The 21,843-nt window shown below is 68.2% G+C and carries 23 protein-coding genes, 1 tRNA gene and 2 pseudogenes; 19 read left to right on the plus strand and 7 right to left on the minus strand.

Translation table 11 applies throughout. The annotated features are described in order from the left end of the window. Positions 1–756, minus strand: coding sequence for a hypothetical protein (locus JOF29_RS18060; protein ID WP_209695346.1), 756 nt, complete (start codon positions 754–756; stop codon positions 1–3). Between the two features lie 681 nt (positions 757–1,437). Here JOF29_RS18060 and JOF29_RS18065 point away from each other — a divergent pair. From JOF29_RS18065 to JOF29_RS18125, 13 genes and pseudogenes are all read left to right on the plus strand, one after another. Next, a complete protein-coding gene (locus tag JOF29_RS18065) occupies positions 1,438–1,866 on the plus strand; it encodes a serine integrase family protein (protein ID WP_209695347.1) in 429 nt (142 codons plus the stop codon). Positions 1,867–1,893: 27 nt separating this feature from the next. Next, a complete protein-coding gene (locus JOF29_RS18070; RefSeq protein WP_209695348.1) occupies positions 1,894–2,559 on the plus strand; it encodes a recombinase family protein in 666 nt (221 codons plus the stop codon). 31 nt (positions 2,560–2,590) lie between these two features. Next, entirely contained in the window at positions 2,591–3,250 is a 660-nt protein-coding gene (locus tag JOF29_RS18075; protein ID WP_209695349.1) for a hypothetical protein, read from the plus strand. Positions 3,251–3,425: 175 nt separating this feature from the next. Beyond that, a complete protein-coding gene (locus JOF29_RS18080; RefSeq protein WP_209695350.1) occupies positions 3,426–4,094 on the plus strand; it encodes a TetR/AcrR family transcriptional regulator in 669 nt (222 codons plus the stop codon). Beyond that, positions 4,091–5,023 (plus strand): ABC transporter ATP-binding protein, encoded by a 933-nt coding sequence (locus JOF29_RS18085; protein WP_209695351.1) that lies wholly within the window; start codon positions 4,091–4,093, stop codon positions 5,021–5,023. Before JOF29_RS18080 ends, JOF29_RS18085 begins: the two co-directional genes overlap by 4 nt. Continuing rightward, positions 5,020–6,639, plus strand: a complete 1,620-nt coding sequence (locus JOF29_RS18090) for an ABC transporter permease (protein ID WP_209695352.1) — start codon at positions 5,020–5,022, stop codon at positions 6,637–6,639. Before JOF29_RS18085 ends, JOF29_RS18090 begins: the two co-directional genes overlap by 4 nt. Positions 6,640–6,770: 131 nt before the next feature. Then, positions 6,771–7,184 carry a nitroreductase family deazaflavin-dependent oxidoreductase gene (locus tag JOF29_RS18095; protein WP_209695353.1) on the plus strand — a complete coding sequence of 138 codons (414 nt, stop codon included), beginning with the start codon at positions 6,771–6,773 and terminating at the stop codon, positions 7,182–7,184. 222 nt (positions 7,185–7,406) lie between these two features. Next, a pseudogene (locus JOF29_RS18100) lies at positions 7,407–7,945 on the plus strand (TetR/AcrR family transcriptional regulator). Further along, positions 7,912–8,199: pseudogene (locus tag JOF29_RS18105) on the plus strand (ATP-binding cassette domain-containing protein); the annotation flags it as partial. The pseudogenes JOF29_RS18100 and JOF29_RS18105, both read left to right, overlap by 34 nt. A gap of 61 nt (positions 8,200–8,260) precedes the next feature. Further along, positions 8,261–9,166, plus strand: coding sequence for a hypothetical protein (locus JOF29_RS18110; RefSeq protein WP_209695354.1), 906 nt, complete (start codon positions 8,261–8,263; stop codon positions 9,164–9,166). Between the two features lie 441 nt (positions 9,167–9,607). Next, on the plus strand, positions 9,608–9,952 hold the full coding sequence (locus JOF29_RS18115; RefSeq protein WP_209695355.1) for a recombinase family protein: 345 nt from the start codon (positions 9,608–9,610) through the stop codon (positions 9,950–9,952). 180 nt (positions 9,953–10,132) lie between these two features. Beyond that, positions 10,133–10,888, plus strand: coding sequence for a recombinase family protein (locus JOF29_RS18120; protein WP_209695356.1), 756 nt, complete (start codon positions 10,133–10,135; stop codon positions 10,886–10,888). Next, positions 10,885–11,376: an intermediate filament family protein gene (locus JOF29_RS18125; RefSeq protein ID WP_209695357.1), complete on the plus strand. Its 492-nt coding sequence runs from the start codon at positions 10,885–10,887 to the stop codon at positions 11,374–11,376. Before JOF29_RS18120 ends, JOF29_RS18125 begins: the two co-directional genes overlap by 4 nt. On the opposite strand, the gene JOF29_RS18130 is transcribed toward JOF29_RS18125, so the two are convergent. Further along, positions 11,358–11,443 (minus strand) — tRNA-Leu (locus JOF29_RS18130). The two genes, JOF29_RS18125 and JOF29_RS18130, sit on opposite strands and share 19 nt — an antisense overlap. A gap of 152 nt (positions 11,444–11,595) precedes the next feature. On the opposite strand from JOF29_RS18130, the gene JOF29_RS18135 reads away from it, so the two are divergent. The 3 genes from JOF29_RS18135 (at position 11,596) to JOF29_RS18145 (ending at position 14,367) form a co-directional block, all read left to right on the plus strand. Continuing rightward, positions 11,596–12,405, plus strand: a complete 810-nt coding sequence (locus JOF29_RS18135) for a maleylpyruvate isomerase family mycothiol-dependent enzyme (RefSeq protein WP_307863432.1) — start codon at positions 11,596–11,598, stop codon at positions 12,403–12,405. Positions 12,406–12,417: 12 nt separating this feature from the next. After that, positions 12,418–12,906, plus strand: a complete 489-nt coding sequence (locus tag JOF29_RS18140; protein ID WP_209695358.1) for a VOC family protein — start codon at positions 12,418–12,420, stop codon at positions 12,904–12,906. 135 nt (positions 12,907–13,041) lie between these two features. Next, positions 13,042–14,367: a M20/M25/M40 family metallo-hydrolase gene (locus JOF29_RS18145; RefSeq protein ID WP_209695359.1), complete on the plus strand. Its 1,326-nt coding sequence runs from the start codon at positions 13,042–13,044 to the stop codon at positions 14,365–14,367. Here JOF29_RS18145 and JOF29_RS18150 read toward each other — a convergent pair. From JOF29_RS18150 to JOF29_RS18160, 3 genes are read right to left on the minus strand one after another with little or no spacing between them, the layout of a single operon-like run. Next, the gene (locus tag JOF29_RS18150; protein WP_209695360.1) at positions 14,358–16,787 is read right to left on the minus strand and encodes a glycosyl hydrolase; all 2,430 of its coding nucleotides are present in this window, start codon (positions 16,785–16,787) and stop codon (positions 14,358–14,360) included. The two genes, JOF29_RS18145 and JOF29_RS18150, sit on opposite strands and share 10 nt — an antisense overlap. Before the next feature lie 48 nt (positions 16,788–16,835). Further along, the gene (locus JOF29_RS18155; RefSeq protein WP_209695361.1) at positions 16,836–17,450 is read right to left on the minus strand and encodes a lysoplasmalogenase family protein; all 615 of its coding nucleotides are present in this window, start codon (positions 17,448–17,450) and stop codon (positions 16,836–16,838) included. Positions 17,451–17,492: 42 nt separating this feature from the next. Further along, the gene (locus JOF29_RS18160) at positions 17,493–18,353 is read right to left on the minus strand and encodes a LysR family transcriptional regulator (RefSeq protein WP_209695362.1); all 861 of its coding nucleotides are present in this window, start codon (positions 18,351–18,353) and stop codon (positions 17,493–17,495) included. A gap of 73 nt (positions 18,354–18,426) precedes the next feature. Here JOF29_RS18160 and JOF29_RS18165 point away from each other — a divergent pair, with 73 nt between their 5' ends. Then, positions 18,427–19,674 (plus strand): MFS transporter, encoded by a 1,248-nt coding sequence (locus JOF29_RS18165; RefSeq protein ID WP_209695363.1) that lies wholly within the window; start codon positions 18,427–18,429, stop codon positions 19,672–19,674. On the opposite strand, the gene JOF29_RS18170 is transcribed toward JOF29_RS18165, so the two are convergent. Further along, the gene (locus tag JOF29_RS18170; RefSeq protein WP_209695364.1) at positions 19,622–20,080 is read right to left on the minus strand and encodes a MarR family winged helix-turn-helix transcriptional regulator; all 459 of its coding nucleotides are present in this window, start codon (positions 20,078–20,080) and stop codon (positions 19,622–19,624) included. The two genes, JOF29_RS18165 and JOF29_RS18170, sit on opposite strands and share 53 nt — an antisense overlap. A 103-nt stretch (positions 20,081–20,183) precedes the next feature. Here JOF29_RS18170 and JOF29_RS18175 point away from each other — a divergent pair, with 103 nt between their 5' ends. Further along, the gene (locus JOF29_RS18175) at positions 20,184–20,606 is read left to right on the plus strand and encodes an ester cyclase (RefSeq protein WP_209695365.1); all 423 of its coding nucleotides are present in this window, start codon (positions 20,184–20,186) and stop codon (positions 20,604–20,606) included. A gap of 9 nt (positions 20,607–20,615) precedes the next feature. After that, positions 20,616–21,665, plus strand: coding sequence for a LuxR C-terminal-related transcriptional regulator (locus tag JOF29_RS18180; protein ID WP_209695366.1), 1,050 nt, complete (start codon positions 20,616–20,618; stop codon positions 21,663–21,665). Here JOF29_RS18180 and JOF29_RS18185 read toward each other — a convergent pair. Beyond that, positions 21,640–21,825 carry a DUF5703 family protein gene (locus JOF29_RS18185; protein WP_209695367.1) on the minus strand — a complete coding sequence of 62 codons (186 nt, stop codon included), beginning with the start codon at positions 21,823–21,825 and terminating at the stop codon, positions 21,640–21,642. The two genes, JOF29_RS18180 and JOF29_RS18185, sit on opposite strands and share 26 nt — an antisense overlap. Positions 21,826–21,843 lie beyond the last annotated feature (18 nt).

The following is a 21,843-nucleotide window of genomic DNA, read 5'->3' on the forward strand; positions in this document are numbered from 1 at the left end:
TCAGATCTCCAGCCACTCGAGGTGCCAGTCGCCTGAGTTGACGTTGAAGTTCTTGCCGAAGCCGAGCCAGCGGCCGTTCATGCCTCGGGCTTGTGGGCTGACGACGAGTTGGATGGTTCCGTGGTAGACGGCACCGCGGTAGTAGCCGGTGGGTGCTGTCCGTTCTTTCCAGGTTCCGGTGGCGATCGCTCTGCTGACTGACAGGTCGAGCGTTAGTCGTGACTCGCCTTCCGCGGGATTGTTGGTGCCGTGGAGCCGTCCGCCGGTGTGGTTGAGGCGGATGGTGTGTTCGCCTTGCAGGTTGGCGTCGCGGCCGGAGGAGAAGTAGCTGTACCGCGAGAGCCAGAGTCCGTTGAGGTCGCCGCTTGTGGCTCGCGCTGTGTCGAGGTTCGAGTAGTCGGCCAGATCGATGACGAGGTCGGCGACGGAGCACTGGTAGAGCTCGGCCAGGCGGGCGAGGACGTCGAGAGATGGGGCGTAGCCGGTCGGTGCCGGCCACTGCTCCCAGTAGGAGAAGTTCTTGAAGGTCTTCGGGTCGTCCGGCCAGTGATGGTTCCAATGGTCGGCTGCGTCGCGCTGGCTCCAGTCGTGGGCGAGGCGGAACGCCACTCGGGGGTTCACGCCGTACCGGTCGGCGAAGGCGTCGGCGATCTCTACCCAGGTTGATCCCTGGGTGCGCAGTTCGATGGCCCAGCCTCGTCGCTGCTGGCGCAGACTGCTCGCCCTGGCGGGACGGGCGCCAGCGTTGATGCTCATGTGTCCTATGGTGGCATGACCTCCCCGTTGTGCGGGGAGTTTTGGGGTGAATGGTCACTGGCTGTCTCGGTGGTTCCTACGCGCTGCTGGCGGCAGATTCGGGGCACGGTCAGGGCGGCGGGTGAGCCCCGAGCGTGCGCCGGGTGGTGTGCGGTTCTCCTGCCCCGTCGCCCTGGCCGATCCAAGCGGTGGCTGTGATCGGAGGACGGGAAAGTGGATCTGACCAGGCAGAGCGGACGCGAATGGCCGGTGCTCCGTTCGGCGCAAGAACTGGACTGCGACGGGCGGAATCCCCGCACGGATGAACCGTGCTTCCTTGGCTATCACCAGGGTCCGCATCGGGACGCGATTGGCGAGGAGTGGCTCGACGACTGACCCGCGTGGGACAACCCGCTGACGTTGCGAAGCGTTGAGGACTGTGCATAGCTCATGCGTTGAACACGACCGAGATCGCCGGCGAACTGACCGCGGCGACAGGCCGGCCGATCGAGTACATGGAGAAGTCAGATGCGGACGGTGTAGGTGAGGATTCCGGGAATGGGCCGCGCGTCCGGGTGAGGATGCCGAGCAGGCGCCGGCGCTCTATCCGCAGGCAGCTCGTGTGCTGCACCGGATTGTTGTGCGACTGACATGGGCGAGGCGCGGAACCGGCGCTGCGTTGCAGTCGGGGGAGGAGGCATCATGAGCGGCGACGGCCTCGATCCGTGGGCGACCCTCGACGACCTGCTGGGCACAGAGGCGTTGCCTCACCACCCGACGGCCAGTGGCGTTGGACGACTGGCGTTCTACGGGCGGTGCTCGACCGAGGACAATCAGGATCCGAAGACGTCCAAGGCTTGGCAGATGGGGGAGGCGACGCGGTTCGTCGAGCCGCTTGGTGGCGTGGTGGTGGAGGAGTTCTTCGACATCGGGCAGTCGCGTTCGTTGCCGTGGGAACGACGGGACGAGGCCAATCGTGGGTTGCAGGCCTTGGAGAATCCCAATCGCGGATGGGACGGACTGGTTGTCGGTGAAGCGACTCGGTGCTGCTTCGGCAACCAGTTCAGCCTGACGTGGCCGAAGTTCGATCGGTACGGCGTATCGCTCTGGATCCCGAGTCTCGGTGGATGATTCGATGCCGAGAACACCGTGCACGACATGGCTATGACGATCACGGGCGGTCTGTCGAAGTCGGAACGGCAGCATGTGCAGCGTCGACTTCGAGCCGCAATGGCAGCTCAGGTCGTGATCGACGGCAAGCATCAGGACGGACGCGCGCCATACGGCTATCAGGTCATCGACGCAGGACCACACCCGAACCCGCGGAAGGCGCAGGAGGGCTACCGGCTGCGAGTCCTCGCCGTCGACGAGGTGGCGGCTCCAGTCGTCGAACGGATCTTCGCGCTGTACCTCGAAGGTGTCGGTCACAAGGGCATTGCCCAATTGCTGAATGCCCAGCACATCCCATGTCCGGCTGCTCACACTCCTCATCAGAACCGACATCGCGCAGGCGACGGCTGGCAGGGATCGACAGTCAGGGAGATCCTGTGCAATCCGCGCTACACGGGGTATGCGATCTACGGCAGGTGCCAGAAAGTCGAGGAACTGCTTGACCCGGATGACGTCGCGGCGGGCCACGTCGTCAGGTACAAGCGTTCGTCGGCGTCGAAGATCGTGCGACCCTGCCCATCCGGCGATCGTGTCGGTCGAGGACTTCACGCGAGTGCAGCTGGAGATGTCCGCGCGGGCTGGAGCGAATATGTCCGAGCGAGCGCGAGTAACAAGGACCCGCGTCGCGTCGTCGCACACCTACGTGCTGCGTAGGCGGATCCACTGCACGATCTGCGGGCGACGGATGGAGGGCTCGCACCGATCGCAGGCGACGTTCTACCGCTGTCGGGCCCGAAGCCTGGCTCCCGAGTCACCCGCGCTGCAGGACCATCCGGCGAACGTCTATCTGCGCGAGGACCACCTGACAGTCAAGATCAACTCGTGGATCGCCCGGTTGTTCGCCCCGGCGCACATCCGGCGCACTGTGGAGGAGTTGGCCGACGCCGACGAGCTGGCTGGCAGGATTGAGACCCAAGCGCAATCATTCCGGCGCTGCATCGCGGCCGCGGAGTCGACGATGGAGCGCCTGCGGCGGGCGATCGAGGTGGGCTGGGATCCGGAAACCCTCACCGAGCAATACAACGCGGCAGCGGCCGACAAGCGAGCTGCGGAAGTCGGTCTGAAGGTTGTCGATCCAGTGCCTCAACTGACCGCAGACGACATCCGCACGATGGTCACGCAGCTTGGTGACATGGCGAAGGCACTGGATCTCGCGGACCGCCACGATTTTGCCGAGCTGTACGAAGCCTTGGGCCTGACGATTGCTTATGACCACCGACTGCAGGTCGCGGAAGTATCGATTACTCCTGCCCTGCGTGGAGTTAAGAAGTGTGTCCGAGGGCAGACACGTACCTTAACGACACGCCTCGACCTAGCCTTCGATCCAGCCGGCCGAACCCCCTAACGGTTGATATGCCGCCGAGGCCATGCGTCGTCTGTCGATGATGAGCGAAAGCTCTTACTGGCAAGAGGTTCGTGGTTGGCCTCGGCCGGGCACGGCCGCCGGGGCTGGAAGGCAGCAGCGAGTTGGTGGCGGTGCGCCTCGCGGACCGGGAGCTCATGAGCGACTTGGTACGCACTTGACCGATACTGTTCCTGTGTTTAGTCTGCTGAACATGAGTTCAGTGGTTGACGATGGCGATCTGACGGCGAGGGCGAGTATCCGGAATGCCGCGCTGCGGCTGTTCGCGGAGCGTGGGCATGATGCCGTCACGCTGCGGGAGATCGCTGGGGTGGCGGGGGTGTCGCCGGCGCTGGTGGTGCATCATTTCGGTAGTAAGGACGGGTTGCGGGCCGCGGTGGACGAGTATGCGGGGCGGGCTTTTGACTCGCTGTTCGCGATGGACGAGCACGACCTGGTCGACGCGATGACCGGGGACAATTGGGTTTCGGTTGGGGAGATGTTCGCGCGCGCGTTCCCGCCGGGTTCGCCGTTGCCGGCGTACCTGCGTCGGCTGCTGCTGACCAACGACCCTGTGGGTGCGGCGTTGTTCGGGCGTTGGTTCGCCCAGACGCGCCGCCTGCTCGACACCATGGCCGACCTGGGTGCCACCCGACCCAGTGAGGACGTGGCGGTTCGCGCGGCGTTCCTGCTGGTCAACGATCTGGCGGTGCTGCTGTTGCGTAATCAGGTCGCGGCCGCGATCGGGGTCGACCCGCTCACGCCGGAGGGGATGTCCCGCTGGGCCAAGGAGGTCACTGCCGTCTACCAGCAAGGCGCCTTCGCCCCTGGGAAGGAGCAATCGTGACCGATGTCATCAACATCGGTGAACTGACCAAGACCTTTGGGAAGGTGCGCGCCCTCGACGGCCTCAATCTGATTGTTCGTCCGGGCGAGGTTCATGGCTTCCTCGGCCCGAATGGGGCGGGTAAGTCGACGACCATCCGGATCCTGCTCGGGCTGATGCGGGCCACCAGCGGTGACGTCGAGCTGTTCGGCGCCGATCCCTGGCGGGGCGCTCCCAGACTTCATGAGCGCCTTGCGTACGTCGCCGGCGATGTCGCGCTGTGGCCGGGCCTGACCGGCGGGCAGTGCCTCGACGTGATCGGTACGACGTACGGCGGTGTCGACCACATGCGCCGGGACCGGCTGATCGATCGCTTCGAACTCGATCCGACGAAGCGGATCCGGGACTACTCCAAGGGCAATCGGCAGAAGGTCGCCCTGGTGGCGGCGCTGTCCGCGGAGGCCGAGCTGCTCGTCCTCGACGAGCCCACGTCCGGGCTCGACCCGTTGATGGAGGAGGCGTTCCAGCAGTGTGTGCGCGAGCGGAGAGAGGCCGGTGTGACGGTGCTGCTGTCCAGTCACATCCTCGGTGAGGTCGAGGCGCTGGCCGATCGGGTGAGCATCATTCGTCGCGGCCGGACCGTCGCCACCGGCAGTCTCGCGGACCTGCGCCGTCATACTCGTACGACAGTGCACGTGGTGACCGGCACCGAACCCGAAGCGCTGGCCCGAGCCGCCGGGGTGGCCGACTGTGTGTCGGAACGGCTGGACGGGTACGTGGACAGTCGGTTCACGATCGACGCGGATCATCTGGATGCGACGATCGGTTTGCTGCACGCCGCGCGGATTCACACGCTGACGGTCACGCCTCCGAGCCTGGATGCGTTGTTCCTGCGCAACTACGGGGACGGTCTGGAGGTCGGCGAGAAGGTTGCCGAGGCCGCGCAATGAGCGCGGGTGGCCGGCAGGCGGTCCGGTGGCGACTCGGCTTGGCCGTCATGGCCGGGATCGTGTGGCGTACGCGTCGCCGCGGCATCCTGGTGTGGGTCATCGCGCTCATGGCAGGTATGGTCGGGACAGCCGCAGCGGTAGCTCGCATGTACAACACGCCGGCCAAGATTCAGACCTATGCCGAGGCGGTCACGTCCGGCAGTGCGCTGGCGGCGATCAACGGGCACGTCGAGGGGATCGACAGCCTGGGCGGGGTCGTTCAGGACGAGTTCGGGTTCCTGGCGTCGTTCCTGCTGCCGCTGCTGGGCATCGGGCTGGTGGTCGGCTCGACGCGGCGCGAGGAGGAGTCCGGCCGGCTGGAGACGACGCTCGGTGGCCGGATCGCGCGTTACCAGCCGACGCTGGCGGCGCTCGCGGTCGCGACGGCGGCGATCCTCGCGACTGCGGTGTTGTTCGCGGGCGGGCTTGTGCTCGTGGGAGTGCAGGCGTCCGGGGCGATCTTGTACGGCGCGGCCCTCGGCGGGCTGGCGTTCGTGTTCGCCGGCTTCGCCGCGTTGGTGGCGCAGCTCGTGCTGCACTCGCGTGGGGTCTATCTCTGGAGCCTGACCGTGCTGGCCGCCGCGTATGTGCTGCGGGGGATCGGTGACGCGACCAAGACTGGATTGACATGGTTGACGTGGCTGTCTCCGCTTGGCTGGGCGGAGAAGACTGCGCCGTTCGGGGGCCAGCGGTGGTGGGTGCTCGCGATGCCGTTCGCCGTCGGAGTCGTGCTGGGTGGTGCGGCGGTGTGGCTGGCTGCCCGCCGCGACGTCGGCAGCGCCCTCCTGCGGGGACGCGTCGGACCTGCGCGGGCGACCTGGCTGCAGCGGCGGCCGGTCGGCCTCGCGCTCTGGATCCACCGCCCGGCGGCGCTCGGCTGGCTGGCCGGCGGCATCCTGCTGACCGCGATGATGGGCTCCCTGGTCAAGCAGTTGCTCGGCGCCATGGCCGGAAACCCCGCGTTGGCCGAGTCCATGGGAATCCAGGGCGGCCGCCCGGTGGACGGCTTCGTCGCCGCGACGCAGTTGTATCTCGCGGTCGTCGCCGGGGGATACGTCATCCAGGCGATCGGCACCCTCCGTGCCGAGGAGGCCGACGGACGCCTGGAAACGCGACTCTCCGGTACGCTCTCGAGGATCCGCTGGCTGGCTGCCCACACCGTCGTCGTTGCGGCCGGATTGGCGCTCATCGTCGTGGTCTCGTCATTGGTCCTCGCGATCTCGACTGCTTGGTCCGTTGGTGACGCCCACGAATTCGGTTCGATCATGAAGTCTGGCCTGGACTATCTGCCAGCAGAACTGGTGCTGGCCGGTGTGGCGCTGGCGCTGTTCGGGTCGTGGCCGCGCGGCTTCGGCCTCGCCTGGGTGGGCTACGCCGTGGCAACGTTCATCGCCTTCCTGGGGCCTGGGCTCAAGCTGGCGCGCTGGCTGCTGGACCTCGCTCCCACAACGCACGTTGGAAACCCGCCGCTCGGCGCGGCCGATCCCGGCAGTCTGTCCGTGCTCACGATCGTTGCCGGGGCGCTCCTGCTCCTCGGCTTCATCGCCTTCAACCGCCGGGACATACCACGCGCCTAGCGCGACCCGCCGATACGTCGGAGGGGCGTTGTGGCGCTGTCGACAGTACGAGGAGAAGCGGTTGTGAATGGGATTGAGGTGGAGACGTGACGCGGCGGATTCCCCGGGGGATTGCGCGGTTGCCTATTCCGATGTTCCGTGCCGGGTTGGGGTTCGTGTTCGGGCGGCGTCTGGTGATGCTGGAGCACCTCGGGCGGACCAGTGGGCTGCGGCGGTACGTCGTACTCGAAGTGCTGGAACACGACGCGCACGGGCTGGTGATCGTGTCCGGCTACGGTCGGGGCGCGCAGTGGTACCGCAACGTGCTGGCCCAGCCGGGTGTGCGGGTGTGGACGGGCCGTCGCCGCGGGGTACGGGCGACCGCGGAGCTGGTTCCGTCAGAAGAGGTTCCGGCGCTGTTCGAGCAGTACCGTGGTCGCCATCGGCGGGCTGCGAAGGCGCTGGGGCGGATGCTGGAGCTTCCGGACCTTGCCGGTGCCGGTCCAGTACGGGCCGACGTCGGCGCGAGGCTGCCGTTGCTGCGGATCGAGTTCGCAGCTCGGTGACCCGACCGACCAGCCTCTGCAAGATGAGCCAGATTAACGCTGCGCAGGTGGAGCCGTGACCGGCGCAGCCGGCCCGGGGCTTGCGGCGTCATTGAACGTGCGTTTAAGCATTGAACCTGCGTTCAAGCGAGGTGGCCGAGCGGATCCGGGACCGCGGCGATCCTGCGGTACGGGCGGGATGGTTTCGCGGTCGGTCTGCGCGCGGTCGGGACGGACGCGGGCGTGACGGCGGGGCTGGTGCTGCACTACTTCGGCTCGAAGGACGGGCTGCGAAAGGCGTGTGACGCGTACGTCCTGAGCGTGATCCGGTCGGAGAGGCTGAAGGCGGCGACGAGCGGTCCGGCGGCGGCGATCGCGCAGTTGGCCGAGATCGAGGAGTATGCGCCGATGGCGCTGTACTCGCTGCGGAGCCTGCAGGCCGGTGGCGAGCTCGCGGCGGAGTTCATGGAGCAGATGGCCGGGACGCGCGGGAGTACCTCGAGGCAGGGGTCGAGAGCGGCCTGATCCGGCCGAGCCGGGACCCGGTCGCGCGGGCGCGGTACCTGGCGATGCAGTCGATGGGTTCGTTGTCGCTGTGGATCTCGCTGCGTCCGGGGATCCGGGAGGTCGATGACTTCCGGAAGGAGCTGCGGCAGCTGTCGGACGAGATCACGCTGCCTGCGCTGGAGTTGTTCTCGGAGGGGTTGTTCGTAGAGCGCTCGATGCTCGACGAGTACTTGATGTACGTCTGCGATCCGCCGGCCGGCGACGCGAAACGCTAAGTCGGCCACGCGCCCTCGACGGTCTCGATCTGGCCGTCGGGACCGGACAGGTGGCCGGTTTCCTCGGTCCCAACGGCGCCGGCAAATCCACCGCGATCCGCATCGTCCTCGGTCTGCTGAGCGCCGACTCCGGGGATGTCGAAGCGTTGGGCATGCACCCGTGGTACGACGCGGTGGAGCTGCACCGACGCCTCGCCTATGTGCCAGGCGACGTGAGCCTGTGGCCGAACCTGACCGGTGGCGAGGCATTCGACTAGAGTCCGGGATCTTCTCAGCCGGGTTCAGACGCGGGTCGAACCTGATGACTCTGGTCTCATGGGTACCAGCGAGGCGAACGGATTTCGGGTGACTGTTGATGATCTCCGCAGAGCTGTCGATGCGGACGTCCGTCGGAACTGGTCTGATTGGCAGTGGATGCGGTGGCTGGAGGCGTCTGCGATGCTGCGTGGCCAGTCGTTCAGGAACGTTGTGCTGATCAAGTTGCAGTTGCCGGATGCCGTGTGGGTGGAGGGGCGGCAGGGATGGCAACGGCGGGGGCGCCGTGTTGTGCGGGGCGCGTCTGGAATCAGGATCGTTGCGCCGGCAGCGGACTTCGATCGTCATGCCGGTCCGGTGCAGGGCCACGGCGTCGCGACGGTCTGGGACGTGAGTCAGACCGATGGCGCGCAGATTGTCCGTTCCTCGCTCGGGCCGGTCGTCAGCGTACGGCCGATGAGCGTCTTTGCGGGGCTGGCGCAGGTTGCGGCTGCTGCGGGATACCGCGTCGAACAGGGATCGTTGTCGGCGGACATGCGTGGGGGAGGCACCGATCACCGGCGCCGGCGGATTGTTGTCCCTGGCGAGTTTGACGACCCGGTGGTGGCGCTGAGCCTGGCTCACGAGCTGGCTCACCTGCGGATGCACAAGCTGTCTCGTGATTCGGGCTGCCATGGTCTGGTCCGATTGGAGGCTGCGTCGGTTGCGTACACGCTGCTCGCGCGATTCGGCGTCGTACCAGGCGGAGTGTCAACGGACCTCATACCCAGCGTCTCGGGAATGGTCGGCAGATCCCCCGCAGCACGACTTGTTGAGACGTTGGGTGGTCGAGTTGTCGCCGTTGCGGGACGCCTGATCGATGCCGCCGAGCGGCACATCCCAACTTCCGAGATGCGCCTCGATAGAGCCGGGTCGAAGTCGATCGACCTAGACGCCGAGACCAGGCAGCCTGATCTCGGCTTGTAGGTCCTGCCGCCGCCGCGGTTCAGAGGAAGCCGGGGCCTTCGGTCCAGGGATGTAGGGGGAGCGTTTCGGGTCGGCGATCTGGCTTTCGAATCTCTTCTCCCAGAGGTCAGGAGGGTGGTTGATCTTGTGCAGCGCGGTGAGCTCGCCGGACTGGTTGGTCTTGGCGCGGTCCTGGAGATCCCAGCGGACTGCACGGGCTCTCGCAAAACATCGCAACGCTTCCCGATTGCCAGTTCTTTGGTGGTCGCGAGCGTTCAGCGTTCATGGCGGATGGTCGAGATGTTCAGCGGGAACGAGGCGAGTCGTGGGTCGGAGTGGAAACTCCGGATCGGGCGCCGGTGCTGTATCCACAAGCTGCTCGTGTGCTTCGGCGGATCATTGCTCGGCTGGCAGGGTCGCGTCGTGGGTCTGATGAGCGGTGCGGAGCGGAGAGGAAGCGTCGTGAGTGACGGCGATGAGTGGACGACTCTGGACGAGTTGCTCGGCATGGAGGCGTTGGCAGATCAGCCGGTGAACGGGAGCGGGATCGAGCGACTCGCGTTCTACGGGCGGTGTTCGACGGAGAACAATCAGGATCCTGCGACCTCGAAGGCGTGGCAACTGGGGGAGGCGCAGCGGTTCGTGGAGCCGCTCGGGGGTGAAGTGGTCGAGGAGTTCTTCGACATCGGGCAGTCAGGGTCGTTGCCCTGGGAACGGCGGGAGCAGGCGAGTGAGGTTCTGCGAGCCTTGAAGAACCGGGACAGGGGGTGGCAGGGACTGGTGGTCGGGGAGGCGACTCGGTGTTGATTCAGCAATCAGTTCAGCTTGACGTGGCCGAAGTTTGATCGGTACGGCGTGTCCCTGTGGATACCGAGTCTGGGCGGGCGGTTCGACCCGGAGAACACAGTGCACGACATGGCGATGACGATCACGGGTGGGTTGTCGAAGTCCGAGCGGCAACATGTGCAGCGTCGGGTTCGGGCCGCGATGGCCGCGCAGGTGGTGATTGGTGGGCGCTACCAGGGCGGGCGTCCGCCGTACGGGTATGTCGTGGTGGACGGCGGGCCGCATCCTCATCCGAGGAAGGCCGCTGAGGGGCAGCGGTTGCGGGTGCTGGCGATTGATGAGTTCGCGGCCGCGGTGGTGCGCCGGATCTTCGATCTGTATCTGGAGGGGTGGGGGAGGAAGGCGATCGTTGAGCACCTCAACCGGGAAGGTGTTCCGTGTCCGTCGGCGCGTGCTCCGCAGCAGAACCGGCATCGGTCGATGAACGGATGGCAGCACTCGACGGTCGTTGCCATACTCAACAACCCGCAGTACACCGGGTACGCCGTCTACGGTCGCTGGCAGAAGGTCGAAGAGCTACTTGATCCAGATGATGTTGCCGCCGGCTACGTGGTGAGGTTTCGGAGGTCTCCGCAGGCGAAGATCGTGCGATCGAGGGAGCCGGCGCATCCGGCGATCATCTCGGTCGAGACATTCACCGCGGCTCAGTTGCGGCGGCGGAAGCGGAAGTCCGATGGGATCCAAAAGTGGTCTGCGGTTGAGCGGCGCCGCACCTCGCCGAAGCGGGTGTACGCGCTCCGTGGCTTGGTGAGGTGCGGACTGTGCTCGCGGAAGATGGAAGGGCGGCTCGACGGCAGGACGTTGTCTACTACCGGTGCAATGCGCGGACGCTGGTTCCGGGGTCTAGGAGTGCGCTGGCACATCCTCGGCAGATCTACCTGCGGGAGGACGTTGTGACGCCCGCCGTCAATCGTTGGATCGGGTCCCTGTTCGACCCGATGCACCGCTCCGAGACGATCGAGACGTTGCTGGTCGAGGACGATGCCGAGGATCACCGGATCGAACATGTCGAGGACCTTCGCGGGCGTGTCCGTGCGGCAAAGATCACCATGGATCGGGTGCGGAAGGCGCTCGATGCCGGCTGGGATCCAGTCGAGCTGCGTGAGCAGTACAACGCGGCCGCAGCGGAGAAGCAGACCGCCGAAAGGCTGCTGGCGTCGTTGCCGACTCAAGCGACGATCACCAGGGCGCAGCTCGAGGAGTGGATCGATGAGTTGGGCGACATCGGAGCGGCTTTGAACGTGGCAAACCCGGAAGAGTTGAACCAGCTGTACGGCTCGCTGCGGCTTTCGCTGAAGTATCACCACGCCGACCAGACGGTTGACGTGGAGGTCGACCCGATGGGGGACCGTGTGGATAAGGTCTGTGTCCGAGGGGGGACTTGAACCCCCACGCCCCGTAAAGGGCACTAGCACCTCAAGCTAGCGCGTCTGCCTATTCCGCCACCCGGACGAGTGGTCTGACCGCCTGCGCGGTACCGACCGGAGAACAGTAGCAAACTCCAGGGGTGGAATTCACATCGGGGCGTTGGGTGGTGACGACGGTGTGTCGGGGGCGTAGTTTGAAATTGAAGCACCGGCTTCGCAGGCGGAGGTGAGTACGCCGTGGACGCGTGGAACGGGATGACGTTCGAGGGTAAGGACACGATGCTCCGGGTCGTTCGGGACGAGGCGGAGCGGTTCTTCGGGATGGTCGACGGTGCCGACGTGTGGGAGGCGCCGACCGGGGCCGGGCACTGGGAAGTGCGGGACGTGGTGGCACACGTCACGGACACGACGGAGGCGTACTTCGTGGCGTTCGACGCGGCACGCTCGCACACGGAGGTGCCAGCGGCGTACGGGCTGCCGGGGATGGCCGAGCGGGTGGACAAGCAGGCGCTGGCGCTCCGCGGGGTGCCGCAGGCCGAACTGGTCGAGCGGCTGCGGTCCGACTTCGACAAGTTGATGGGGATGTTCGAGGCGCTCGGGCCGGACGACTGGGGCGGGCTCACCGTGCCGCACTTCTACATGGGGCCGCTGCCGGCGTTCTTCTACCCGGCGTTCCAGTTGATGGACTACGGCGTCCATTCGTGGGACATCCGGCAGGGCACCGGCCGGGCGCACGGCCTCTCGGGCGAGGCGGCTGATCTGCTCGTGCCGTTCATGTTCGTGCTGTGGAAGTACACGACCGGGGCGAAGGATCCGTGCGAGCTGGGGATCCGGATCACCAGCGGCCCGAACGCCGGCGACACCCGGGTGAGCGTCGGGCCGGGCGGTATGGACTACGCGGCCGGTGACGCGAGCGGTCTGCCGGCGGTGATCGAGTTCGATCCGGGCAGCTTCGTACTGACGGCGTTCGGCCGCGGCAACGCCGGTACGATCCGCGGCGACCGGGCCGTCGCGGACCGGTACCTGAACCTGTTCTTCCGGATCTGAGGGGGACTCGGCATGACCGACATGGACCTGCCTGCGATCGAGGCCGAGCGGGACCGGATCAGAACGGCGTACCTGAAGCCGGGCGGGAAGTCGTCCGCGCGTGGGCTGCATCACACTGCGTTACTGTGCACGGACGTCGAGCGGACGGTGCGGTTCTACCAGGAGGTGCTCGGGTTTCCGTTGACCGAGATGGTCGGGAATCGGGATTACGAGGGGTCGACGCACTTCTTCTTCGACATCGGGAACGGGAACCTGCTGGCGTTCTTCGACTTCCCCGGGCTCGACCTCGGGCCGTACGCCGAAGTGCTCGGCGGGCTGCACCACCTTGCGATCTCGGTGGAGCCGGCCAGGTGGGACGAGCTCAAGGCGAGCCTGACCGCGCACGGTGTCGAGTTCCAGGAGGAGAGCGGTACGTCGATCTACTTCCGTGACCCCGACGGCGCCCGGATCGAGCTGATCGCCGACCCGCTCGGCGAGATGTACGGGCTCAAGGTCCTCTGAATACGAGCAGCTCGGGGCCGACATGCGGCGCGAGTTCGGCCACGCGGGCTGGTGGCTCGACTCGGCCGGGCCGGCCCCGGAGGAAACCGCCGACCGGATCCTCGACCGGGCAGCGCGCGCACCTAGGATGGGCGCATGACGACCTCGACCGACAGTACGTCGTACGCCGCCGACGCCGAGGTGGTGGAGCTCTGCAGTGAGCTGATCCGCATCGACACCACGAACTACGGCAACGGCAAGAGCAACGGCGAGCGGGTCGCGGCGGAGTACGTCGCGGCCAAGCTGGACGAGGTCGGGATCGAGTCGACGATCTACGAGTCGGAGCCGGGCCGCGCGACGCTGGTCGCCCACTGGGACGGTGAGGACCAGAGTGCGGACCCGCTGCTCGTGCACGGCCACCTGGACGTGGTCCCGGCGGACCCGAAGGACTGGAAGGTGGACCCGTTCGCGGGCGAGATCTTCGACGGGTGCGTGTGGGGCCGCGGCGCGGTCGACATGAAGGACTTCGACGCGATGGTGCTCTCCGTCGTACGGGCGCGCCAGCGGGCCGGCGTGAAGCCGCGGCGGCCGGTGCGGCTGGTGTTCACCGCCGACGAGGAGGCCGGCGGCGTGTACGGCGCCCAGTGGCTGATCGACAACCACCCGGAGACCGTTGCCGACTGCACCGAAGGTATCGGTGAGGTCGGCGGGTTCTCGGTCACGATCAAGGACGACCTCCGGCTGTACCTGATCGAGACCGCCGAGAAGGGCATGAACTGGATGCGGCTCAAGGCCCGCGGTACGGCGGGTCACGGGTCGATGGTGAACACCGACAACGCGGTCACCAACCTGGTCGAGGCGGTCACCCGGATCGGCTCGCACGAGTGGCCGCTGCGAGTCACGCCGACGGTCCGCGAGTTCCTGAAGACGCTCGAGGACGTGCTCGGGACCGAGCTCGACCCGGACGACATGACGACCACGCTGGCCAGGCTCGGCAGCTTCAGCCGGATGTTCGGCGCCACCCTCCGGAACACCGCGAACCCGACGATGCTGAACGCCGGCTACAAGGTGAACGTGATCCCCGGCGACGCCGAGGCGCACATCGACGGGCGGTTCCTGCCCGGGTACGAGGACGAGTTCTACGCGACGATCGACGAGCTGCTCGGCGACAAGGTGCAGCGTGAGACCGTGGTCTCCGACATCGCGTTGGAGACCGAGTTCACCGGCGGGCTGGTGGACGCGATGAAGGCGTGCGTGCAGGCCGAGGACGCGCAGAGCCGGTTCGCGCCGCTGCTGATGTCGGGTGGTACGGACGCGAAGTCGTGGAGCCGGCTTGGCGTCCGCTGTTTCGGGTTCGTGCCGCTGCAGCTGCCGCCGGACCTGGACTTCATGGGCATGTTCCACGGCATCGACGAGCGGGTGCCGACGTCCTCGCTGGAGTTCGGGTCGCGGGTGCTGGACCGGTTCCTCACTCAAGCCTGACGGAGGATCTGCGGTACGGCGAGGAGCCCGGAGTCCAGGTAGTCCGTCGCGTGCTCGACGTGCTGCAGGTCGAAGCGTCGGCCGTAGTGGGCGGCGGACTCGGCAGCCGCGTCGAGCAGGTGCTGGTCCGCCGAGAGGGCGTTGGCCGCGGTGTTGTGGACCACGATGCGTAGGTCGTTGGTGCCTGGACGGGCCGCCTCGGTGAGGTCCAGCTGGTACGGCGGGGCCCAGAGTGCGCCGCAGTGGACGTCGTTCAGGTAGACGTCGGCGGCTACGCCTACGGGCGGGGTGATGAGGGCGCGGTAGGAGTTGCCCGGGACGTACGGCTCGCTGTCGGGTGCGACCGGGGTGCCGGGGCCGAGGTCGATGAGGAGGCGGTCGCTTGTGGCCGGTAGCTCGACCTGGGTTCGGTAGGTGGCGGAGCCGGAGTACGTCGTACGCGCCGGGTCGTCCTCCCAGCGGTGCGGGAGCGTCACCGGACGAACCTCATTGCCAAAGGCAACCGACCAATCACCGTCAACCGCACAGACGAGTTCGGTGGACGGCACAGTGTCCGTTCCCGCAGCCGGGACGAGGATGGCCGACTCGTAAGGGTGGAGGGTTGTGGAGCGGGTGCTGCGAGTTTCGCCGGTGAGGGGGCTCCAGCGTTCCATCGGGGCAGGGAAGGTCAGGGTGCGGGCCTCGGGGCTGGTGTTGGCCACGAAGTACAGGTCGGCGTCGTCGAGACGGCGGTGTACGACGCCGACGTCGGGCACGGGGGTGAGAGGTGCGGGCGGCAGGCTCTGCGCGAGGGTGGAGACGTCGGTGACCACCGTCCCGCCGGCGGCACGGACCGCGTCGAGCCAGCGGCGGGTGTCCGGCGGCAGCGTCGTCCCCGACGGTACGACGATCACCGGGACGTCGCCGGGGTCCACCACCGTGATCGCGTCGTCGTCGATCAGGTCGAAGTCGAGGCCCGCGTCGCGGATCGTCTGCGGCACGCTCTCCGGGATCAGCTGCCGCACGACGCGGTACAGGTTGTTCGGCTCGCGGTACCCGTCGCGCACCGCGGCGTACGCGTCTGACGCCGGGATGTAGATCTTCACCGGCCGGACCGGCGTACCTTGCCGCAGCACCCACGACAGCCGCTGCAGTGAGCCGAACAAAGCCGTTGCCGTCGGCCACCAAGGGTTGCGGTCGTCGAGCGCCCCGGCGGCGTAGAAGATCCATCCGAGCCCCGGCCCGTCGGACGGCGAGTACGGCCAGCCGTGCCCGATCAGGTGGTTGACGCCGGACAGGAAATGCTCGTGCGCCTCACCCTGAAGATCCAGCGGCGTCGCCCGGAAGGACGGTGAGTGCACCCACGTCCACACCTCGGCCGACACCACCGGCTGGCCGTAGATGTTCGCCGCCGACGACGCCCAGCGGGTCTCCGGAATGCCCCGCCACGCCCACCCCTCGCCCTCGGAGATGTCCGCGAACCGGAAGCTGCTCATCGTCGCCGGCGGCTCGCCGTAGCTCTGGATCCGGAACGGTACGCCGTGCCCGGCCGCCCAGCTCTGGAACACCTTGAGGAAGTTGTCCTCGTACAACTCCGACAAGGTCCGCCCGAAGTCGATCCGGAGTTGCCGCGACCCCTCGGTCTCGACCAGCAACTCGTACAACCGGGACCGCAGGTCGTACCCGCGGCGCCCGGCGAACTCGGACAGCATCGCCGGCGTCCAGTCCCCGCCGTACACCTCGAGGCTGTCGCAGAACACCGACCCCACGGGCATCGCGGCCTTGAGCAACGGCTCCGCGACGGCCCGGATGTGTTCCTGCGCCGCGGCCGCCGAGTAGTGGTCGAGCGTGTGGCCCTCGGCACCCACGGCCGCCCGCTTCACGTTCTGCCCGGTGACCCGCGACGTCGCGATCAGCACCTCCCGGGGCTGCCCGCCCGCCGGGACCTGGATGACCCCCTCACGCACCGGCACCTCGACGTACGACGACGGCGCACCCGCGGACCCGTCACCGACGTACGCGGCGACGAACTCGTCACCCGGCCAGGCCGCCACGATCGGTACGTCGTACGCCGCCGCGCCGATCTCGCGCCGGTCCCAGTGCAACTGCCGCGCCGCGTACTCGGTCCCGACGTGCGGGCCGCCGTACGACCAGCCGCTCCCGAGCGTCACGTCGAACCGGAGGCCGAGTGTCTGCGCCGTACGGGACGCGTGCCCGACGAGCTCGAGGAACTCAAGCGACCCGAACGGCGCGGTCACCGGCGCCATCGGGTACACGAACGCGACCTCCGCCCCGCCGAGCCCGGCCGCGGCCATCGCGTTCAGCTCGCGGTCGATCTCGTCTCGGTCGACGGACGGTCCGAACCACCACCACCGCATCATCGGCCGCGCCTCGGGCGGCGGGTTCCGGAACTGTCGTCGTACGTCGTCGACGGTCGCCATACGGTCCACCCCATAGTGGCGGCGGCCGCGGGTCAACGCGAATGACCACTACCGGTCAGATTTGGTCACGCCCGAGGTCAGCAGGTACTGCCCGACGGCGTACGTCGACATCGTCAGCGCACCGCGGCCGCGGAAGTCGTGGCCGGCCATCCGGAGCGCGATCAGCGCGTCCGAGACCAGGAACAACGCGCCGCCGACGCCGCTGCGGGTGTTGTGCCAGCGGGACGCGATCGCGGTTGCTGTCAGCAACAATGCGTAGGCGGCGACCGGCACCCGCTGACCGCCGAGGCTGGGGGACAGTACGGCGATCAGCGCCGCCCAGAGCGCGGCGTACGCCGCGAGCACCCGCCAGGACCGCTGCGCTGGGTCGGCGAGGAACACCGCGAGGTAGCAAGCATGGGCCGCCGCGAACGCCGCCATCCCCGCGAGCTGCAGATCGGTCTCGAGCAGCAGATCACCGGCCGCCGACGCGAGCAACGCAGCCTGCAGCAACGGCGGCGCGTCCTGCGTCCGCGACCACTGCCACAGCAAGGGCATCAACGTCATCTTGCTGGCCTGCTTCAGGATCCCGACGTCGAACGCAACCGCAGCGACCTGCACCACGGTCGCACCCCAGAAGCCCGCCAACACCCGCCGCCCGCGCGCCAACCGCCCCAGCTTCATGCCAGTGAGTCTGCCGCACCGTCAGCCACAACTCACCGCTGTTCACGACAAGTTCAACGTGGCGCGGAGCTGGGGGAGGTGGGCGATCAGGGGCTTGGGGGGTGTCGGCGTGGTGACGACGGAGAGGGTGAGGCGGTAGCGGAACGGGGCGGGCATCAGGTGTTCACCTGGGCGGAGCTCGGTGGCCAGGGCGGTGCGGGGGACGAGGGCCAGATGGGCGCGGCGGCGGGCCATCGCGACCGTGGTGCTGAGGGTGACGCCGCGGCGGGGGAGGGCGCCGAGAGCGGCGAGGCGGTCGTGGATGTCCTCGCTGCCGCGGTCGTAGGTGGAGAACACCATCGGGCGGTCCTTCAGCGGCTGCCGCCCGCGGCCGGGCGGTCGTGCGCCGGGCGGGACGAACAGGACGAGCTCGTCGCGGCCGACCCGGCGGCCGACGGTGCCGTGCGGGAGCGCCATCTGCTCGGCGATCGCGATGAAGGCGGCGTCCATGGTGCCCTCGGCGACGCGTTCGACCAGGAAGTGGCCGTGGTCGACCTGCTGCTGGATCTCGATCTCCGGGAGGTCGGCGTCCAGGATCGGGAACAGGATCGGGGCGATGCTGCTGAACGTACCGATCACCAGGCGCTGACCGGTGGCGGCCGCGCGGGTGGCGGCGTACACCTCCTCGAGATGGCCGAGGATGTGGTCGGCGCGGCGGCTGAGCTCGGCTCCGGCCGGCGTCGGGCGGGCGCCGCGGGTGTCACGCTCGAAGAGCTTGGTGCCGCAGAGCCGTTCGAGGCGGGAAAGGCGCTGGGACGCGGACGGCTGCGAGATGCGCAGCTCGCGGGCCGCGGTGCCGACCGCGCCGGTCCGTGCGACGGCCTGGACCAGCCGTAGGTCCTCGACCGAGGGTAATGAGGCCATAGGTCCAGCCTATGGCAAGCACGCAAGCTCCGGTGGCTACCTGCTGGGCACCGGAACGCCAAGAATTCAAGGCATGCGGGCAAGAACTGAGGCGCTGGCACTGCTGGCGGGAAGTGGTACGGCGGATTTCGCGTTCCGGCTCGCGCAGGTTGCGTTGCCGTTGGTGATCCTCCGTGAGACGGGGTCCGTCGCCGCGACGGGACTGGTCGGCGGCGCGGCCGGCGTACCGGTGCTGCTGTCGCCGTGGTGGGCACGGAAGGCGCGGCAGTGGGTCGACTCGGGACCACGGCTGGCGGTGGTGGCGCTGGTGTCGGCGATCGCGCTGGCATCCGTGCCGACGGCTGCCGGCCTGGGCGTGCTTTCGCCGGCGCTGCTTGTGATCAGCGGGCTGCTGCTCGGCTGCGGCGATGCCCTGGCGACTCCGGGTCGGGCAGCGCTGCTCGCGGACACCGGCGACAGGTGGGGCGACGGCCGGGCAGTGATGCTGCTGACCTGGCAGGACGGCCTGCGCCGCGTCGGCATGCTGGTCGGCCCGTCCGTCGGAGCGCTGGCGGTCGCGATCGGCGTCACGAACGAGCTGTTGTGGACAGAGGCGGCCGCCGTTCTCGCGGCCGGGCTGCTGGCCTGCACGGTCCAGCCGGAGCGGACCGTCGCGGTCGCAGTCGAACCGCCTTCCATCCGCGAGAGTCTGCAGGGCCGGCGCGAGGTGTTGTACGGCTGGATCGTGCGGGGGACCGGGTGCGTCACCTGGTTCGCCTTCACTCTCGGGCTGTCCGTCCTCGGCGAGGAGCGCGGCCGCCCGGGCGTCTACCTGGCCGCCGGCATGACCGGGTACGGCGTCGGCTCGCTCGTCGGTACTGCGATCTCGCTGGCGGTGGTACGGCGTACCAACCCGGTGCTGACCGCCGTCGCCGCGTGGGGCTGGTCCGGGCTGTGCTGGGTCGGGATGGGGCTCTGGACCACACCGCCCGTCGTCGCGCTGATGGGCGCGCTGTCCGGCGTGGCGGTGGTGATCGGGATCGCCGCGATCTCGGTTCTGATCACGCGCTCCTCGGCCGGCGCCGAGCGCAGAACACTCCTCGCCGGGCAGAGCGTCGTCGTCAACGCGGGCAGCGCGGCCGGGTTGCTGGCCGGCGGCCCGATCATCGGCGCGGTCGGTGCGGCTCCGTCCCTGGTCGGCGCCGGGCTGGTCACGTCCGCGGTCGCCGTACTGGTCCTGATCAGATGCCAGACAGCCGGACCGGTGACGTCGACCGCGGGTTCCGCGCTCAGGTGTGCTCCTGCTGTTCTTCGGGATGCAGACGATCCGCCAGTACGGTGAGCACCGGCAACGCGGCCCGCAACGCGCGTCGGTCCGCCGGGGCGAGGTCGTCGAGTGCCCGGGTGACCAGTGCCGTACGGCGGTCCCGCCAGGCCTCGACCTGTTCGCGGGCCGGATCGGTCAGGGTCAGCCGGGCGACGCGCCGGTCGGACTCGTCGGGGGTGCGCTGCAGCAGGCCGCGCTCGGTGAGCTGGCCGACCAGGGTCGAGACCGTGTTCGCGACCAGCCCGAGCCCGTCGGCTGCCTCCGCGACCGAGATGCCCGGGTTCCGCCGGACGGTGCGGATCAGCTCGGACTGCGAGTCGGACAGCGACGACAGCGGGAACGGGCGGCCGACGGATCGGCGCAGGTGCCGGCGCACCAGCCCGAGCGCGGCCAGCAGTTCTTCGGCGAGGGCCTCGGTCATGATTCGAGAATACCTCTGCCGCAGAGATATCACTCCCGGGCGGTCCGGAAACCCCAACTAGTAGGGGTACGCGGGCCCGGCGCGCCGCTGGAGCATCGATGCCATGGAGACAACCGAGAGCAACAAGGCCGTCGTCAAGGACTTCATCGACGGGCTGTTCACCAAGGGCGATCTCAGCGCGGTCGACACGTACCTCGCAGAGGACTTCATCGCTCACGACTCGCCGGGGTTCGGCGGTACGCCGGATCGGGAGGGGTTCCGGCACGCCGGCGAACAGATCCGGGCCGCGTTCCCGGACTGGCACAGCGAACTGCATGAGCTGATCGCCGAGGGAGACCTCGTGGCCGAGCGGTTCACGGCCAGTGGCACACACCAGGCAGAGGTAATGGGCGTGCCGGCTACCGGCAAGACCGTCACGCTGCCCGGCATCAACATCTTCCGTGTCCGCGACGGCCGCATCGTCGAACGCTGGGGCCAAATGGATCAGCTGAGTCTCCTCAGGCAACTGGGCGTCGTACCGGCGTAGGATCCGATCATGGGGGCGGGGGATCGCCTGGAGGTGCTGATCCGGCGCTGTTACGCGGGGCTGGACGCCGATGCGCTGCGGTCCGAGGTCCTGACTCGGCTCAAGGGCCTGATGACGGTCGATGCCGCGTTCTTCGCCACCGTCGACCCGGCGACCGTGCTCTTCACCTCGGCGACGGCGGACGCGCTGCTCGGCGAGGTGACCGAGCAGTTCCTGGCCAACGAGTTCGGGCAGCCCGACGTCAACAAGTTCACCGCCCTCGCCGCCGCCCGCGATCCGGTCAACTCTCTCGGGCACGCGACGAGGGGCGACTGGGGCAGCAGCTCCCGGTACGCCGACGTGATGCGGCCGCTCGGCCTCGGTGACGAGCTCCGGGCCGCGCTGATGTCGAACGGCCGCTGCTGGGGTGTCATCTGCCTGCACCGGGCCGACGCCGAGGCCGGCTTCTCCGAGCGGGACATTCAGGTCGTACGACGGATCGCGCCACACGTCGGCGAGGGACTGCGACGCGGTCTACGGGCGGATCCGGTAGCCCCGGCCGACGTCGGGCCGGGCGTGGTCGTCCTCGATGCGGAACTCCACGTGGAGTCGATGAGCGCGGAGGCCGAGCACTGGTTGCGGGAGCTCGACCCGGAACGCCGTACCGAGTTGCCCGTCGCGGTCCGGGCACTGGCTGAGCAGCTGCGGAGAGTGCCGGAGCTGCCGGCCATGCCGTCCCCCAGACTCCGGACGAGCGCGGGCCGGTGGCTGGTACTGCATGTGTCGACGCTTCGGACCGGCAAGCCGTCGGACGGCGCACGGACGGCGGTGGTGATCGAGCCGGTGTCGGCGGCTCAGCTGGGATCGTTGTTACTGGACCTGCACGGATTGACCCCGGCTCAGCAGCGGGTAACCCAGCTGTTGCTGCAAGGGTTCTCGACGCGGCAGATCGTCGAGCGGTTGTGCCTGTCGCCGCACACTGTGCAGGAGCACGTGCGGGCGGCATACGAGAAGGTCGGCGTCGGCAGCCGCCGGGAGCTGGTGGCCGCGCTGCTCAGAGGGTCCGCATCACCCGGATGATCCGGCGCCGCAACCACACCCGGCGCGAACCGTCCGGATAGCGACGCAGCCTGGCCAGCTCCCAGCCGCCGTACTCCGCGTGCTCGGTGAGCAGCTTGCGCACCGCGCCGCGGGACTCCGTCCTGGACACCTCGAACTGCTGCAGCTCGTATTCGCCCATCCACACCTCCACCTGCAG

The sequence above is a fragment of the Kribbella aluminosa genome (assembly GCF_017876295.1).
Lineage (GTDB): Bacteria > Actinomycetota > Actinomycetes > Propionibacteriales > Kribbellaceae > Kribbella > Kribbella aluminosa.